At 70.5% G+C, this 15,553-nt stretch carries 18 protein-coding genes; 8 read left to right on the forward strand and 10 right to left on the reverse strand.

What is annotated here, in order from left to right:
- Positions 1 to 98: 98 nt before the first annotated feature.
- On the reverse strand, positions 99 to 1,112 hold the full coding sequence (gene aglJ, locus FGM06_RS11675; RefSeq protein ID WP_144799415.1) for an S-layer glycoprotein N-glycosyltransferase AglJ: 1,014 nt from the start codon (positions 1,110 to 1,112) through the stop codon (positions 99 to 101).
- Between the two features lie 225 nt (positions 1,113 to 1,337).
- Here aglJ and FGM06_RS11680 point away from each other — a divergent pair, with 225 nt between their 5' ends.
- The gene (locus tag FGM06_RS11680) at positions 1,338 to 1,718 is read left to right on the forward strand and encodes a DUF7522 family protein (protein ID WP_144799416.1); all 381 of its coding nucleotides are present in this window, start codon (positions 1,338 to 1,340) and stop codon (positions 1,716 to 1,718) included.
- A 30-nt stretch (positions 1,719 to 1,748) separates the two neighbouring features.
- On the opposite strand, the gene FGM06_RS11685 is transcribed toward FGM06_RS11680, so the two are convergent.
- A complete protein-coding gene (locus tag FGM06_RS11685) occupies positions 1,749 to 2,108 on the reverse strand; it encodes a response regulator (protein ID WP_144799417.1) in 360 nt (119 codons plus the stop codon).
- Positions 2,109 to 2,265: 157 nt separating this feature from the next.
- Between FGM06_RS11685 and FGM06_RS11690 the strand changes: the two genes are divergently transcribed.
- From FGM06_RS11690 to FGM06_RS11720, 7 genes are all read left to right on the forward strand, one after another.
- The gene (locus FGM06_RS11690) at positions 2,266 to 3,297 is read left to right on the forward strand and encodes a phosphate signaling complex PhoU family protein (RefSeq protein WP_144799418.1); all 1,032 of its coding nucleotides are present in this window, start codon (positions 2,266 to 2,268) and stop codon (positions 3,295 to 3,297) included.
- Between the two features lie 95 nt (positions 3,298 to 3,392).
- Entirely contained in the window at positions 3,393 to 3,575 is a 183-nt protein-coding gene (locus tag FGM06_RS11695; RefSeq protein ID WP_144799419.1) for a DUF7525 family protein, read from the forward strand.
- Positions 3,576 to 3,627: 52 nt separating this feature from the next.
- Entirely contained in the window at positions 3,628 to 3,855 is a 228-nt protein-coding gene (locus FGM06_RS11700) for a DUF7123 family protein (RefSeq protein WP_144799420.1), read from the forward strand.
- Positions 3,856 to 3,980: 125 nt separating this feature from the next.
- Complete coding sequence (locus FGM06_RS11705) at positions 3,981 to 4,409, forward strand: CoxG family protein (RefSeq protein ID WP_144799421.1); 429 nt, start codon at positions 3,981 to 3,983, stop codon at positions 4,407 to 4,409.
- Positions 4,406 to 5,212, forward strand: coding sequence for a carbon-nitrogen family hydrolase (locus FGM06_RS11710; RefSeq protein ID WP_144799422.1), 807 nt, complete (start codon positions 4,406 to 4,408; stop codon positions 5,210 to 5,212). The genes FGM06_RS11705 and FGM06_RS11710 overlap by 4 nt, the downstream gene beginning before the upstream one ends.
- Positions 5,213 to 5,857: 645 nt before the next feature.
- Positions 5,858 to 6,844 (forward strand): presenilin family intramembrane aspartyl protease PSH, encoded by a 987-nt coding sequence (locus tag FGM06_RS11715; RefSeq protein ID WP_144799423.1) that lies wholly within the window; start codon positions 5,858 to 5,860, stop codon positions 6,842 to 6,844.
- A gap of 76 nt (positions 6,845 to 6,920) precedes the next feature.
- On the forward strand, positions 6,921 to 7,352 hold the full coding sequence (locus FGM06_RS11720) for a VOC family protein (protein WP_144799424.1): 432 nt from the start codon (positions 6,921 to 6,923) through the stop codon (positions 7,350 to 7,352).
- A 24-nt stretch (positions 7,353 to 7,376) separates the two neighbouring features.
- Here FGM06_RS11720 and metG read toward each other — a convergent pair whose 3' ends face one another.
- From metG to pyk, 8 genes are all read right to left on the reverse strand, one after another.
- Positions 7,377 to 9,539, reverse strand: a complete 2,163-nt coding sequence (gene metG, locus FGM06_RS11725; RefSeq protein ID WP_144799425.1) for a methionine--tRNA ligase — start codon at positions 9,537 to 9,539, stop codon at positions 7,377 to 7,379.
- A 156-nt stretch (positions 9,540 to 9,695) separates the two neighbouring features.
- Positions 9,696 to 10,148, reverse strand: coding sequence for a pyridoxamine 5'-phosphate oxidase family protein (locus FGM06_RS11730; RefSeq protein WP_144799426.1), 453 nt, complete (start codon positions 10,146 to 10,148; stop codon positions 9,696 to 9,698).
- Between the two features lie 76 nt (positions 10,149 to 10,224).
- A complete protein-coding gene (locus tag FGM06_RS11735; protein WP_144799427.1) occupies positions 10,225 to 11,139 on the reverse strand; it encodes a thiamine-phosphate synthase family protein in 915 nt (304 codons plus the stop codon).
- Complete coding sequence (gene dcd, locus FGM06_RS11740) at positions 11,136 to 11,783, reverse strand: dCTP deaminase (protein ID WP_144799428.1); 648 nt, start codon at positions 11,781 to 11,783, stop codon at positions 11,136 to 11,138. Before dcd ends, FGM06_RS11735 begins: the two co-directional genes overlap by 4 nt.
- A 108-nt stretch (positions 11,784 to 11,891) precedes the next feature.
- Positions 11,892 to 12,638, reverse strand: coding sequence for a Yip1 family protein (locus tag FGM06_RS11745; protein ID WP_144799429.1), 747 nt, complete (start codon positions 12,636 to 12,638; stop codon positions 11,892 to 11,894).
- Positions 12,639 to 12,726: 88 nt separating this feature from the next.
- Complete coding sequence (locus FGM06_RS11750; protein ID WP_144799430.1) at positions 12,727 to 13,386, reverse strand: NfeD family protein; 660 nt, start codon at positions 13,384 to 13,386, stop codon at positions 12,727 to 12,729.
- An 87-nt stretch (positions 13,387 to 13,473) separates the two neighbouring features.
- Entirely contained in the window at positions 13,474 to 13,734 is a 261-nt protein-coding gene (locus tag FGM06_RS11755; protein WP_144799431.1) for a DUF7312 domain-containing protein, read from the reverse strand.
- A gap of 60 nt (positions 13,735 to 13,794) precedes the next feature.
- The gene (pyk, locus tag FGM06_RS11760) at positions 13,795 to 15,552 is read right to left on the reverse strand and encodes a pyruvate kinase (protein WP_144799432.1); all 1,758 of its coding nucleotides are present in this window, start codon (positions 15,550 to 15,552) and stop codon (positions 13,795 to 13,797) included.
- Position 15,553: the final 1 nt, after the last annotated feature.

Consider the following 15,553-nt stretch of genomic DNA (forward strand, 5'->3'; position numbering starts at 1 on the left):
GCCGCTCGTCTCGGTGTGCCGACATAAACTATGCGCCTCCGGATCGGACGGTCGACCGTCAGTCGACGGCGCCGACCGTCGGTCGTCAACGTCAACCGTCAGTCATCGTCGTCGGCGTCGATCGACCGGTCGCCCGCGTTGACGTCGGCCGCCCGGCCGCCCGCACCCTCGTCGCTCCGCTCGTCGGCCTCACGGTCTTCGATCGCCTGCTCGAGCCGCGCCACCTGTTCGCGGTGCAGCGAGAGGATCATGTCCGCCAGCACGCCGAAGATCAGCAGTTGGATCCCGAGGATCGCGGAACCGACGGCGCCGATGGCGATGACCTCGTGGGTAACGCGGAAGACGAACCACTCGTAGAGGACGTACGCGGTCATGAGCGCGCCCGCCGCCGTCGACAGCCCACCGATGCTGCCGAAGTAGAACAGGGGGTTGTTCGTCTTCGCCTTGCGGTACAGTTCGAGGAATATCACGCCGCCGTCGCGGATCGGGTGGAGGTTGGTCGCGGAGCCGCCGGGGCGCTCGCGGTAGGTGATCGGGACGACCGCGACCGAGACCTCGTTTTTGACGCACTCGACCGCCATCTCGGTCTCGATCCCGAACCCGTCGGCGGTGAGGTGGAGCCGGAGGAACGACTCTCGGGTGAACGCCCGGTAGCCGGAGAGGATGTCCCTGTAGCCCTCGCCGTGGATCGCGCGGAACGCGAGGTTGATGACCCGGTTTCCGATCCGGTTCAGGCGGGTCATCGCCCCCGGTCGCATGTCGGCGAACCGGTTCCCGATGACGTGGTCGGCCTCGCCGGCGAACAGCGGTTCGAGCATCGCGTCGACGTCGTCGGCGTCGTACGTCGCGTCGGCGTCGGCCATCACGACGTACGTCGCGTCGACGTGGTCGCGCACCGCCTCGCGGACGGCCTGTCCCTTCCCGCGGCCCGACTGCTCGGCGACGCGCGCGCCGGCCTCTCGGGCGGCCGCCCGCGTCCCGTCGGTCGAGCCGCCGTCGATCACGAGGACCTCCTCGATCCCGACGTCGCGAAAGGCCTCGACGACGCGCGCGACCGTCTCGACTTCGTCCATCGTGGGCAGCAGGACGCAGACGTCGTCGTAGTCGCTCATGGCGGGTCGACGGCGGGGCGGTCCCTAAACTCTGCCCTTCCGACGCGAGCGTTGTCGGCGGCGGCGCTCCGGACACCTCGGCGACACCGCTCCGGACACCTCGGCGACACCGCTCCGGACACCTCGGCGACACCGCTCCGGACACCTCTCGAGACGGCCGTCGCTCGCACCGACGGGCCTGCGGACACCCATACGCTCATGTATGAGACGATCGATCGTGGTAGCATGACACATGTTCCGGACTCCAACGCCGAGGAGCTTCTCAGCGCGTCGCGAACCGCGACCGGCGACGAGCTTCGCAGCCTCACCTACTTCACCGACGACGACGTCGAACAGCTGTACCTCCGCAGCGACCTGAGCCGGACGGCCGACCTCGTCGGGTTCGCGGAGAGCGAGCGCCACGGGTTCCACGCGCAGTCGCTGTACGCGAACACCCAACTCGGCGACTACCAGTTCACCGTGCGGGTGTTCGAGAACGGGTACCTCACGCGCGTGATCGCCAACGGTCACGGGGTGTGGGTGACGACCGACTCGATGGAGATGGACCGCTTCGAGGAGCTGGCGAGCGCGCTCGCGTCGCTCCTCCGGTCGTTCGATCCGCCGTGACCGGAGCGAACCGACCCGTACCCCCGTCGCTCAGCCGAGGTGACACTCCAGCTCCGGGACCAGATCGTCGGGGTCGACCGGCTTGGTGACGTAGCCGTCGGCGCCGGCCTTCACCGCCTCCATCATCTTCTCTCGCTGGTCGACGCTCGTGCACATCACGACCGCGGCGTCCGGCCACCGATCCTTGATCGCCCGCGTCGCCTCGATCCCGGTCATCTCCGGCATGACGACGTCCATCGACACGGCGTCGGGCTCGTGCGCCTCGAACAGCTCCACGGCCTCCGCGCCGTTCTCCACCTCGCCGACGACGTCGAACGACCCATCCAGCGCGTCCCGGAACACGGTCCGCTGGAACGGGGAGTCGTCGACGACGAGCACCCGCTCGGTCATGGGTCGCGATCGGCAACTGACCGACATAAGCGCGCGGATCGCCCGGCGCCGGCCCCGATCGGCGCGTCCGATCCGCACAACAAGCCCTTGTATATTCGATCAAGCGTATAATGAACATAGGAACAACGTTAAGGTGTATCCCGCGATATCTCCTCGCATGGAAACGCGGAAGGTCCAACGGCTGGGTCCGTCGACGCTGGCGATGACCCTCCCCGCCGAATGGGCACAGGAACACGGCGTCAACAAGGGCGACGAGGTGTCGCTCCGGATGGGCGGCAAGGGAACGCTCACCGTTCTCCCCGAGTCGGTGAGCACGGAGGAGTCGGAGGCGGTCATCAACGCCGACGGGCTCGACGCGCGGTCGCTGGAGCGGGCCATCGTCGCGCAGTACGTGCTCGGGCGGCGCGTGATCCACGTCCGGAGCGAGGGCACGCTCGACAGCGAGCACATCAACGCCGTCTACAAGGCCGAGACGCAGCTGATGGGGCTCGGCGTCATCGAGGAGACGCCGGAGGACATCTCCATCCGCTGCTCGGTCGACCCCGAGGACTTCACCCTCGACAACCTGCTCGAGCGGCTGGAGAACACCGGGTCGACGATGCGCGGCGAGGCCGTGAAGGCGCTCGCGCACGGCAACCCCGACCTCGCGCAACGCGCGCTCAACCGCGAGCGGCAGGCGAACAAGATCTTCGTCCTCCTGCTCCGGCTCATCTTCACGGCGTACCAGAACCCGAACCTCGCCCGCGCGGTCGGCTTAGAGGAGGGGTTCCCCCTCATCGGCTACCGCTCCGTGGCGAAGAACCTGGAGCTCACCGCCGACAACGCGGAGGACATCGCCGACATCGTGATGGAGGCGGACGGCCACACGCTCGACGTCGACAGCGCGACGATGCGCCAGATCCGCGAGTTCACCGACCAGGTCGACGAGCTGACGGCGCTCGCGGTCAGGGCCGTCGTCGAGCGCGACTACGACCTCACCGTCGAATGCCGCGACCTGTTCGCCCGGCTGGAGGACCGCGAACAGGAGATCCTCGCCGAGCTGCCGGACGACCTCGACAACGACACGCTGCTGATGACCCGCGAGGTGCTCGTCAGCCTCCAGCACACCGCCGAGTACGCGATGCGGAACGCGGAGATCGCCGCGAACCTCGCGCTCAACGAGGAGTCGGAACACGTCGAGATCATCTGAGAGCGACCGGTTCCGACGCCGCGTCGCCTCCTTCGCGGGAACGATCGCGTCGCGCCCTTCGTATGAACTAAGTAGCCGCCCGCGAAGCGACGGGTATGAGCGAGGGATCTATCGAGTCTGACATGGAGATCGGCGTGGCGCTCGCGTTGGGGGCCGTCGCGCTCGTCGGCACGGCGCTGATGTTCGGGTACCCGTCGCAGCTCGGCCGCGCGTGGGGGTTCGCGGCGGCGTTCGTCTTCGCCCTCTGTGCGGTCGTCGCCGTGCAGCTGTTCGACTGAGCGACCGGGGAACGAGAAACCGTTAAGGACGTCTGACGCCTACGCTCGCAGCATGAGCGAGTACACCGAGGAGGAGCAGCGGATCCTCGCGTACCTCACGGACAGCGTCACCCGTGGCGAGCGGTACGTCCGCTCGAAGACGATCGCCGACGCCATCGGCCTGACGGCCAAGCAGGTCGGCTCACGCCTCCCCCGACTCGCCGAGAAGGCCGACGACGTCGACATCGAGAAGTGGGGCCGCTCCCGGTCGACGACGTGGCGCGTGACGCCGCAGGGCTGACCGGCGGGACTGAGTGCGGGGCGGCGCGTCGGACGGGCCCCTCGGCCGACGGCGACTCCGCCGGGGTCCGTGATCCGCCTGCCGGACTCGCGTGTTTTTAACCCCCGTGGCACCAACGGAGTGGTATGACCGTCCGAGTCTCCCGGACGTTCGAGTTCGACGCGCCCGCGGAAGACGTGTGGGCGTTCATCTCGGACGCAGAGAAGCGCGCCGGCGCGATCAGCGTGGTCGACACCTTCGACGTCCACGGCGAGGGACGCGCGACCTGGCACGTCGCGCTCCCGATCCCGATGATCCGGTCGACGATCTCCGTCGAGACCGAGGAAGTCGAGCGCGACCCCCCGAATCGGGTGAAGTTCGTCGGTAGGTCGAAGGCGTTCCGCGTCACCGGCGAGCACGCGATCACCGAGACCGACGGCGGCTGTCGGCTCGCCAACGAGTTCGTCGTCGACGGTCGACTGCCGGGCGTCGAGTCGTTCTTCGAGCGCAACTTCGACGCGGAGCTCGACAACCTCGAGGACGCGCTCCGCGCCTCGTTGGGTCCCACGGCATGAGGATCGCCTGCGTCCAGCTCGGCGTCGAGGGGGGCGCCGTCGCGGCCAACGTCGAGCGCGCGGTCGACCGGGTTCGGGCGGCAGCCGCCGAGGGCGCGGACCTCGTGGTCCTCCCGGAGCTGTTCGACGTCGGCTACTTCGCGTTCGACGCTTACGCCCGCGCGGCGGAGAGCCTCGCCGGCGACCGGCTGGCTCGGTTCGCGACCGTCGCGGCCGAGGCCGACGTCAACCTCCTCGCGGGGACCGTCGTCGAGGACCTGGCGGCCTCCGCGGCCGACGGGATCGACGTCCCGGCCGAGGAGGGCCTCGCGAACGCGGCGGTCCTCTTCGACCGCGACGGGGATCGGCGGCTGGTCTACCGGAAGCACCACCTGTTCGGGTACGGCTCCGAGGAGACCGACCGGATGGTCCCCGGCGAGCGGGTCCCGGTCGTCGACCTGGAGGGCGTGCGCGTCGGCGTCACGACGTGTTACGACCTCCGCTTCCCGGAGCAGTTCCGCGAGATGGTCGAGGCGGGCGTCGAATGCGTGCTGGTGCCGAGCGCGTGGCCGTACCCGCGCGTCGAGCACTGGCGGACGCTCGGTCGGGCGCGGGCGATCGAGAACCTCGCGTACGTCGCCGCCGTCAACGGGAGCGGCGCGTTCGACGGCGACGCGCTCTGCGGGCGGACGACCGTCTACGACCCGTGGGGCACCACGCTCGCGTCCGCAGGGGAGGAGCCGACCACGGTGACCGCGGAGATCGATTCCGAGCGGGTGGCGGCGGTGCGCGAGGAGTTCCCGGCGCTGCGGGACCGGCGCTGACCGCCGATCACCGAGCGTCGACCCCCCGGCGGCCGAGGTCGGACCGTCTGGTTTATACCGGAGAAGCGACAATGAGGAGTTGCCGAAGTCCGACGCTTTTCTCGTTGGAGTTCGGCGACAACAACGCGCGCCCGTCCCGACCGCTCGGGCGGCGACGCCGACGACAGCCCGGGGGTCCGCTGTCCGGCTGCCGCCCGCCCGCCTCCCATCCCACCTTCGCCTCTCGCCTTTCCGGTTCCGCGCCACACCTCGCCCCGCGAAGTCTCCCGCTTTTCACTCCGCGTCACGCGTCGACCCGTCTCCGAGTCCCCCCTTTTGCATCGCGGCTCCGCATCGGTCCGCGTCGAGTATCGGTCGCGATAATTCGAGCGGTAGCTTCTTGTTCCGAATGGGGCTGGTCGTAAACGCCGCGGACGAACCCGGCCGGCTCGTCCGGTTTCGGGCGGGCCGGCCGGACGCTCGCTTCCACCGTCCGTCGTCCGTCGGCTCTCGGGTTCGGGTCCGACCCGCTCCCACACCGTACCCGAACCCGTTCTGCGGCGCGCGCTCGACGGTTACGCGGCCCGCGTCCGTGACACCCGATTCCCTCCAGCGACGGGGGCGAAGCGCAAGGACGAAACCCCCTGATCCCGAACCGTCGGTCGAATGTTCCCCCGCGAGTACCGCGGCGTCGCCTTCGTCGTCGGCCTGTTCCTCGTCGTCCAGCTCGGCGCGCTAGCGCTGGTCCCCGAGTTCGCCGAGAGCGGGTATCAGGCGGTCGAGAACCCGGACGACCCGACGAACAGCGTCGTGTACGTCCTCGCAATCTTGGCCATGACGGGGCTGATGCTCGCCGCGTTCAAGTACGACTTCGACGGCGCGATCCGGCTCCTCATCGTCGGCGTCTCGGCGTGGCTCTCCTGGTACGTCTTCTCCGCGCTGGTGTCGCCGCTGGCGGCGGCCGTGCCGGCGGCCGCGGTCGGCGTCGGGCTGCTCGTCTACCCCGAGTGGTACGTGATCGACACGGCCGGGGTGTTGATGGGCGCCGGCGCGGCCGGGCTGTTCGGCATCTCGTTCGGGCTGCTCCCCGCGCTGATCCTCCTCGCGTTCCTCGCCGTCTACGACGCGATCTCGGTGTACGGCACCGAGCACATGCTGTCGCTCGCGGAGGGCGTGATGGAGCTGAACATCCCCGTGGTGCTCGTCATCCCGCTGTCGCTGTCGTACTCGCTCCTCGGCGCCGACGAGGAGGGGGAGAGAGACCCCGACGGCGACGACCCCGCGACTACCGACGACGATGAGGGCGCGGGCGAAGGCGCCGACGTCTCGGACCCCACGCCGATCGAGGAGCGCGACGCGTTCTTCATCGGCCTCGGCGACGCCGTGATCCCGGCCGTGCTGGTCGCGAGCGCGGCGACGTTCTCACCCGCGGCCGGGCTCGCGGTCCCGCTGATCGGGATCAACCTCCCCGCGCTGCTCGCGATGGTCGGGAGCCTCGCCGGGCTCCTCGTGCTGATGAGCTGGGTGATCAAGGGCCGGCCGCACGCCGGGCTCCCCCTGTTGAACGGCGGCGCCATCGGCGGCTACCTGATCGGCTCCGTCGTCGCCGGGGTCCCCCTCGCGGACGCGATGGGACTCGCCGGGTTCCTCTGACGGGGGTCGGTCGGCGCGGCGGGGAAACCGAGTCCCGGCCGACACGGTTTTGAAATCGGTCGGCGTCGTTCGACCCGTGTCCGATCCGACCCCCCATCACGTCGGCGTCACCGTCTCCGACCTCGACCGCGCCGTCGACTTCTACACCGAGACGTTCGGCCTCGACGTCGCCGCCGAGTTCGCCGTGGGCGGCGAGGCGTTCGCGGACGCCGTCGACGTCGACGGCGCGGCCGCCGAGTTCGCGCACCTCGTCGCCGACGGGGGAGGCAACGAGACCGTCGTCGAACTCGTCGCGTACGACCCGGAGGGCGAACCGGCGCCCGACCCGGAGCTGAACCGACCGGGTGCGATCCACCTCGGGCTCTCCGTCGACGACGTGGCGGAGTTCTACCGTGAGCTCGACGACGACGTGGAGACGCTCAGTGAACCGCGAACGACCGAGAGCGGGACCACGATCCTGTTCGTCGTCGACCCCGAGGGGAACCTGATCGAAGTGCTGGACGCGTGAGGTCGGAGAAAAGCCAGACCGTTCTTACTTGACCTTCGTGCCCGGGCCGGCGTCCTCGTAGGTTGTGAGGAGGTCGGCCTCGTCGCCGGCGGCGAGCACCATCCCGTTCGACTCCACGCCGAACAGCTCCGCCTTCTCCATGTTGGCGAGCACGACGACCTTCGTCCCGGGCAGGTCGTCGACGTCGTGGAGCTGCTTCAGCCCGGCGACGATCGTCCGGGTCTTCGCGCCGAGGTCGACGCGGAGCTTCAGGAGGTCGTCGGCCCCCTCGATCCCCTCGGCCTCGTCGATCCGGCCGACCCGGATGTCCAGTTCCTGGAAGTCGTCGAAGCTGACGCGGTCGTCGCTGAGAGGTTCGATGTCGGTCATGTCGGTGTCGTCGGTGGTGTCGGTCGCGTCTCCGTCGGTCGCGTCTCCGTCGGTCGCATCCTCGTCGGTCGATGCGTCCTCGTCGCCCTCGCTCTCGTCGCCGTCGGCCGCCTCCGCCTCGGCGACCCGCGATTCCAGCTTCTCGTTGAGCGCCTCGACGCGCTCGTCTTCGATCTGCTCGAACAGCTCCGTCGGCTCCGCGAGGTCTCCGGCGGGCCCCTCGCGGGCCGCCGCGACGGTCACGTCGTGGACGGAGCCGTCCTCGCCGAGCTGGGCCCACAGGCGCTCACACTTCTCGGGGGCGATCGGCTCGAAGAGGACGGCGATCGCCTTCGCGATCGCGACGCAGTCGTAGATCACCCGTGCGGCCTCGTCGGGCTCCTCGTCGACGAGCTTCCACGGCTCGTTCCGCTGGATGTACTCGTTGCCGAACCGCGCGAGGTCGGTGACGGCGTCGCCGAGCGCGCGCACGGAGTAGTCGTTGACCGCGGCCTCGACGTCGGCGATCGCCTCCTCGATCCGGTCTTGCACCTCGTCGCTCGTCTCCTCCGCGATGGGCGCGTCGTCGTAGTTGCGGTGCGCGAAGAGGAGCGAGCGGTAGAGGAAGTTGCCGACGGTGCCCACAAGCTCGGTGTTGACGCGGTCGCGGAACTTCTCCCACGAGAAGTCGACGTCCTGCTGGAACCCGCCGTTGGTCGCGAGGTAGTAGCGCAGCGGGTCGGGGTGGAACCCCTCGTCGAGGTACTCGTCGGCCCAGACGGCGCGGTCGCGGCTCGTGGAAAAGCCCTTCCCGCCGAGGGTGACGAAGCCGCTCGCCATCACCGCGCGGGGCTCGGCGTGGCCGGTCGCCTCTAACATCGCGGGCCAGAAGATCGTGTGGTGCTGGATGATGTCGCGGCCGATCACGTGGACGATCTCGCCGCCCTCGGGGTGAGCGTCGCTGGCGCCCTCCCTCCACGCGGCCTCCCAGTCGAAGGCGTCGGCGCCGACGCGCTCGGAGTACTGCTTCGTCGAGGAGATGTACTCGATCGGGGCGTCGACCCAGACGTATAAGACGAGGTCCTGGGGATTGTCTCCCGGATAATCGATCCCCCAGTCCATGTCGCGGGTGATACACCAGTCCTGGAGCCCCTGCTCGATCCACTCGCGGGGCTGGTTCCGGGCGTTCGAGGTCCCCTCCAGCCGGTCGAGGAAGCCGGAGAGGTACTCCGAGAACTCCGAGACCGCGAAGAACTTGTGGGTGCGCTCGCGGTACTCGGCGGGGTTGCCGGTGATCGTCGACTCGGGGTCCTCGACCTCGCCGGGCTCGAGGTGGCGCTGGCATCCCTCGTCGCACTCGTCGCCGCGGGCGTGCGCGCCGCAGTACGGGCAGGTCCCTTCCACGTAGCGGTCCGGGAGGTACTGGTCGTCGACCGGGTCGTACGCGACCATGATCTCCTTCTCGTAGACGTGGCCGGCGTCCTCCAGGTCGCGGACGAGCTCCTGGGTGACCGCGGTGTTCGTCTCGTCGTGGGTGTGGCCGTAGTTGTCGAACTCGACGTTGAACTTCGGGAACGTCGCGGCGTACCGCTCGTGCCAGTCGAGCGCGAAGGCCTCGGGCGAGACGCCCTCCTGCTCGGCGTTGACCGCGACGGGCGTCCCGTGCATGTCGGAGCCGGAGACGAACGCGGTCTCCTGACCGAGTCGCTCGAGCGCGCGGCTGTACACGTCGCCGCCGACGTAGGTGCGCAGGTGGCCGATGTGGAGGTCGCCGTTGGCGTACGGCAGTCCACAGGTCACCACCGCCGGGTCGTCGGTGGGGAAGTCGTCGTGGCTCATGAGGTGCGTGTATCGAGTTGTCGTGGATACGGGCCTAAAGCCCGCTGATTTCCGGGTGGGATCGAAACGGGTGGGTCGCGTCGGCGGGAAGCCGTGCCCGATCGCTCGGACGGGGGTCAGACGCGGCCGCTCGGCGACGGTCTCGCGGGGACGCCCCTAGGGGTCCATCGGTCGTTCGGCGCGACCGGTGAGTCGGTCCGGATCGAGCCGGTAGAACTCGAACTCCACCCGGCCCGGCGGCTCGCCGAAGACGTCGACTATCGGTATCCGGTCCGTCCGTTCGAGACCGGCGAGCGACTCCGCGGAGACGGACTCGTCGGTGGTCGACACAAGTCGACCGCTCGCCACCACGCTCTTCCACCGGCCGTCGCGTTCCCCGTAGGTGACGAACGTGGTCCCGCGATCTGTGGGGTTCGCTTTTCCGCTCTCTTCTCCGACGGCGAGCCGGAAGTAAAACACCTCCTCGACCGGGTCGTATCCGTACGACACCGGGACCGAGTGCGGGGGGTCGTCGCCGGCCCTCGACAGGGAGAGGACCCCAGTTCCCGACCGCCCGAGGAACTCGTCGCGCTCGTCGTCGTCCATTCGAACCGCGTCGGGGGCGCTCATACGCGATCTTGGACGGGCACGGTAATGAAGACCGGCCACGGACCGGGGCGAGGGCGGAACGCGTCGTCCGTCGCGCCTACACGATCTCGCGGACGACCGCGGCCGCCTCCGACGCCGTCGGGGCGAGCACGTAGACGATCGGTTCGACGCCGACGGCGCCGGTCTGGTAGAGGACGAGCGTCGCCGACTCGTCGCCCGCCGGGAGGTCGGCCGCGGCGACCGCGTCGGCGACGGCCTCGCGGGTCGGGAGCTCGGCGTCGAACTCGACGGTCGGGTGCGACTCGGCGAGCGCCGCGACGGTCTCGGGATCGTACCGGACGTTCACGGCGCCGCGGGCGGTCGACCCCGCCTCGCGGGCCGCGAGCAGCACCGTCGCGACGTGCTCGCTCACGCCGAACTCGGGCTCGCCGGGGACCATGGCCCGCCCCTTCACGTCGACGAGGCGCCCGGGGACCGCGGCGACGTCGTCGATCGTCCGGGCGTCGTCGAGGCACTCGGCGACGTTGGCGCCGACGTTCGGGATGAGCGCGGCGAAGCCCGAGGCGTTCGTCAGGGTGCGGAGCCCGCGCCGCACCGAGCCGAGGACCCGCTCGCGCTCGCGGAGCCCGCTGTCCGGGTCGTGGACCGAGAACTCCACGTCGGCATCGGCGAGCGCCGGCATCGCCTCCTCGTGGAGCTCCGCGAGGAGGTCCCCCTCCTCAAGTCGACGGATCAGCACCTCGATCTCGACGAGCGCGCCGACCGGGCTCAGGTCGCCCGTGGCGAGCCCCTCGCCCACGCGGTCGACCAGGTCGCGGACGCGCTCGTCGGCGACGATCCGGTCGTGACGCGCCACGTCGCCGTGGGCGTACTTCGAGACCGCTGACTGGGAGATCCCGAGGGCGTCGGCGACCTCCCGCTGCGTGAAGCCGCGGTCGCGGAGGTCCTCCGCGAGCATCGAGCGGACCGTGGGGAGGAACTCGTCGACGACGACCTCCTCGATGAACTTCACGGGCGGTCCCCCGCGGTTCCGTCGTCGCCCTCGGCGGCGTCCGGCGGCGTCTCCGCCTCGCGGTCGCCGTCGAACTCCGGGTCGTCGCCGATCCGGGAGGCCTGCGGCCCGTCCTGGTCCTGGTACTTCGAGCCGCGCTCCGCGCCGTACGGGCGGTCGGCGGGCGACTTCAGCTCCGTGAACGTGAGCTGGGAGACGCGCATGCCCGGCGAGAGCGCGACGGGCGCGGTGCCGAGGTTCGACAGCTCAAGCGTGATTTGTCCCTTATATCCCGGGTCGCAGAGGCCGGCGGTGGCGTGCACGACGATCGCGAGCCGCCCGAGCGACGAGCGGCCCTCGACGTGCGCGACGAGGTCGTCCGGGATCTCGACGCGCTCGGTCGTCGTCCCGAGGACGAAGTCGCCCGGGTGGAGGATGAACTCGTCGCCCTCGTCGACGGTGGTCTCCGTGACGTACTCGCCGACCTCGTCGGCCTCGGTCGGGTGGATGCAGGGGATGTTGGTGCGCTGGAACTCCAGGAAGCGCTCGCCGAGCCGCAGGTCGACGCTCGCGGGCTGGACCTGCTGGTCGACGTCGCCGAGCGGCTCGACCACGAGGTCCCCCGCCGCGAGCCGGTCGAGGATGTCCGCGTCCGACAGGATCATGTCGGGAGACGGAGCCCGCTCGGCTTAAAAACTCCCGAATGCGTCGTCGCGGGGGTCAGAGAGCGTCGCGGGAGCAGCGCGGGCGTCGCCGGCCGCGCGGCCCACGCTTCACACCGCCGCGAGCAGGAACGCGAGGGCGGCGAACGCGCCGGCGACCGTCCCCGCGGTCCCGCGGTCGAGGTCGTGGACCGCCTCCAGCCCGCTGACGACGATCACCCACTGGACCGCGATCACGACCGCGGAGGCGGCGAGCAGGGGGCCTTCCATCGTCCCGATCGCGGCGACGATCTCGTTCGCGATCGCCTCGATCGTCGCGCCGTCGACCGTCGCGGTCGAGAGCGCGTACCAGATCGCGGCGAGCCCGGCGGCGAGTCGGAGGAGCTCGGGGACGAGCGCCCACGCCGCGATCGCGAACGAGTCGCCCGCGGTGCCGCTCCCGCCGGCGAGGCGCGCGCCGCCGTGGAGCGCGAGCGCGAAGATCCCCCACCAGACCGGCACGCCGAACAGGCCGTACGCGACGTAGTCGCCGGTCGCGCCCCGGAGTTCCTCGCCGACGTCGACCTCGATCCGCTCGGGCCGGTCGCACCGCTCGCCGATCAGCGAGTCGTCGTCGCCGAACGACTCGCAGGTCGCCTCCGGCGGCCGGTCGGGGTTGTCGACGGTGACCTCGCTGTCGATCGTCGCGTCGAAGGCCGCGCCGAGCGCGAGGACCCCGGCGACCGTCGAAAGGGTGACGAGCAGGACGAGCCCGACCGCGACCGCGCCGGACCGCGGGCGGACCGCCTCGAAGTGGGCGCGGGAGCGGTCGAGGAGCGAACCGACGGCTCGGGAGAGGGGGGCGATCGGGGAGGGCATAGCCGTGCGATCCGCGGGGCCGCACAAGTGTCTTGTCCGTCCGGGCCTCGGTTGACCAGACCGGACCGCGGCCGACCCCCGAACGCGGTCACTCGCGTTCGGTCTCGGTCTCCGCGTCGGCCTCGGTTCCCTCTCCCTCGGAGTCCTCCTCGCGCTCGTCCGTCTCCGCGCCCTCCGCCGCCTCCTTCCGGGCGCGGTCCGCCGCGAGCTCCCTGTCGATGTCGTCCTCGACGTACCCCATCGACTCCACGGTGACGACGTTGCCGCCGCCGGGGTCGACGACCATCACCTCCTCGCCCTCCTCGATCTCCCCCTCGATCGAGCGCGCGGAGTAGTAGGGGTTGAAGCCGCCGCCGGAGAGCTTCACCTCGCCGCCGGACGGGGTCACCGGCTCGGTGACGGTGCCGGTCTTCCCCTTTAGCGAGTCGCTGTCGCTGGTCTGTCGCTGGCCTTTCCCGCCGTAGAGGTCGAACTCGTGGTAGCCGTAGAAGGCGGCCGCGCCGACGACGAGCGTCAGCAGCGCCATGATCAGCGTGAGACCCGCGCCCGCGACGCCGAGCGACGTCAGGAGGAGGCCGCCCAGTCCCGCGCCGATCAGCGCGATACCGACGACGATGAAGTTCGCGCCGGGTGCGAGCGCCTCCGCCATCGAGAGCAGCAGGCCGGCCGTCAACAGCAGGAGGGGAAGCGTGTCCGGTCCGATCAGCCCGGACTGGAGGAGCGACCCGGATCCCAAGAGCAGATCCATGTCCGGACGTACGGCCGCGTCGGTATAAGTGGTGGTGCGGGCGCCGGGGAGTCGGGGACGGCGTGCACCCGCCGAGCGCGGGCCGGCTCAGAAGCCGAACAGCAGCACGCCGACCGTGATCGCGACGCCGAGCGCGACGAGGGCGGCGTTCTCGAGGTCGATCGACCCGGGCTCTATCGGCTCCTCTTCGGGGGTGCCGGTGTCCTCCGTGATCCCGTCGGGCCCGACGTCGTCGACGGCGAACCGCCACTGGCGCTCGTCGCCGCCGTCGGCGTCCCGGGTCTCGTTCGCCCGGCTCCGCGTGTCGTCGTCGGCGGCGTTGTCGTCGGTCCCCTCGTCGCTGGACATGCCCGGCGGTAGGCGGGTGACGGGTAAATGGCTGGCGGGTGCGTTCGGCAGAGAGGTCGGTTATCGCTCGCGCGCCGCCGCGATCACGTCGCCGTCGTACACGATACCGCGCTCGCCGTCGAGCGTGACCACCGTCCCGTCGGCGACGCGCTCGGGGAGCGTCGCGCCGGAGACCATCGGGACGCCGAGCTCGCGGGCGACGACGGCGGGGTAGCCCGTCATCCCCTCGCGGGCGTCGACGATGCCGGCGATCGCGTCGAGGTCCCCCGAGAACTCGCCCTCGAAGCCGGGACCGAGCGCGACGATCGACCCCTCAGGGACCTCGGTCAGGTCGCCGTCGTCGGTCCGGTAGACGGGCGCTGCGACGCGGCCCGCGACGGCCGCCTTCCCGGTCACCAGCGTCTCGGCCGCGACGTGGACCTTCAGCGTGTTGGTCGTGTTCGTCCCCTCGAACTCCGTCAGCATGCCGGAGAGCACGACGAGCGTGTCCCCGGAGGAGGCGCCGCCGGTGTCGAGCGCGGCGTCGACCGCGTTGTCGAGGATCGCCTCCATGTCGCGGGCGTACTCCGTCAGGACGGGGCGGACCCCCCACGAGAGCGCGAGCTGTCGCCGGACCCGGTCGTCCGGAGTCGTCGCGACCACGGGGACGCCCGGTCGGAACATCGCGGTCTTGCGGGCCGTGAAGCCGGACTCCGACACCGCGACCACGGTGGAGGCGCCGATGTCGCGGGCGAGGTAGCGCGCCGACCGCGCCAGCGCCTCGGTCCGGGAGCCCTCCGCGGCGGCCGGGACGCGCTGCTCGCGCGTCTCGGCGTACTCGTCGCTGGACTCGACCTCGCGGACGATCCGGTCCATCGTTTCCACGACGTTGACCGGGTCGTCGCCGATGGCGGTCTCGCCGGACAGCATCACGGCGTCGGTACCGTCGAGGACCGCGTTGGCGACGTCGGAGGCCTCGGCGCGGGTGGGCCGCCGCGAGTGGACCATCGAGTCGAGCATCTCCGTCGCGGTGATGACGGGGACGCCCGCGTTGACGCACTTGCGGATGATCCGCTTTTGAATGACGGGGACGTCCTCCAGGGGGCACTCCACGCCGAGGTCGCCGCGCGCGACCATCACGCCGTCCGCGGCGTCGACGATGCCGTCGAGGTTCTCGACCGCGCCGGCCCGCTCGATCTTCGCGACGACGGGGATGTCGTCGCCGCCGCGCTGCTCTAACTCGTCGGCGATACGGTAGACGTCGTCGGCGTTGCGCACGAACGACGCCGCGACGAAGTCGGCGTTCGTCCGGACGGCCAGGTCGAGCTCGGCCTCGTCCTCGGGCGTGATCAGGTCGACGTCGATGGCGACGCCCGGGAGGTTGACGCCCTTCCGCGAGCTGAGCTTCCCGCCGGAGACGACGGTCGCGACGACCGAGTCGCCGTCGACCCGCTCGACGCGGCACTCGATCCGCCCGTCGTCGAGGAGGATCGTGTCGCCCGGGCCGGCGGCCGCGATGGAGTGGGTGAGTCCCACGCGATCGGGAGTGGCGTCGTCGCCCTCCGCGAACGTCACCTCGGAGCCCGTCGGGAGCTGGATCGGCTCGTCGAGCTCCGCGGTGCGGACCTCCGGGCCCTTCAGGTCGACCATCACCGCGAGCGGGTCGTCGATCGCGTCGTCGACCGCGCGGGCCCGCTCGATGACTTTCTCGCGGTGGGCCGTCGTCCCGTGGCTGGCGTTCAGCCGGACGACGGACATCCCCGCGTCGGCGAGGGCGCGGATCGCGTCCCGGTCGTCCGACGCGGGACCGATCGTACAGACGATCTTGGCGTTGCGCATA

The organism is Halorubrum depositum, assembly GCF_007671725.1.
Taxonomy (GTDB): domain Archaea; phylum Halobacteriota; class Halobacteria; order Halobacteriales; family Haloferacaceae; genus Halorubrum; species Halorubrum depositum.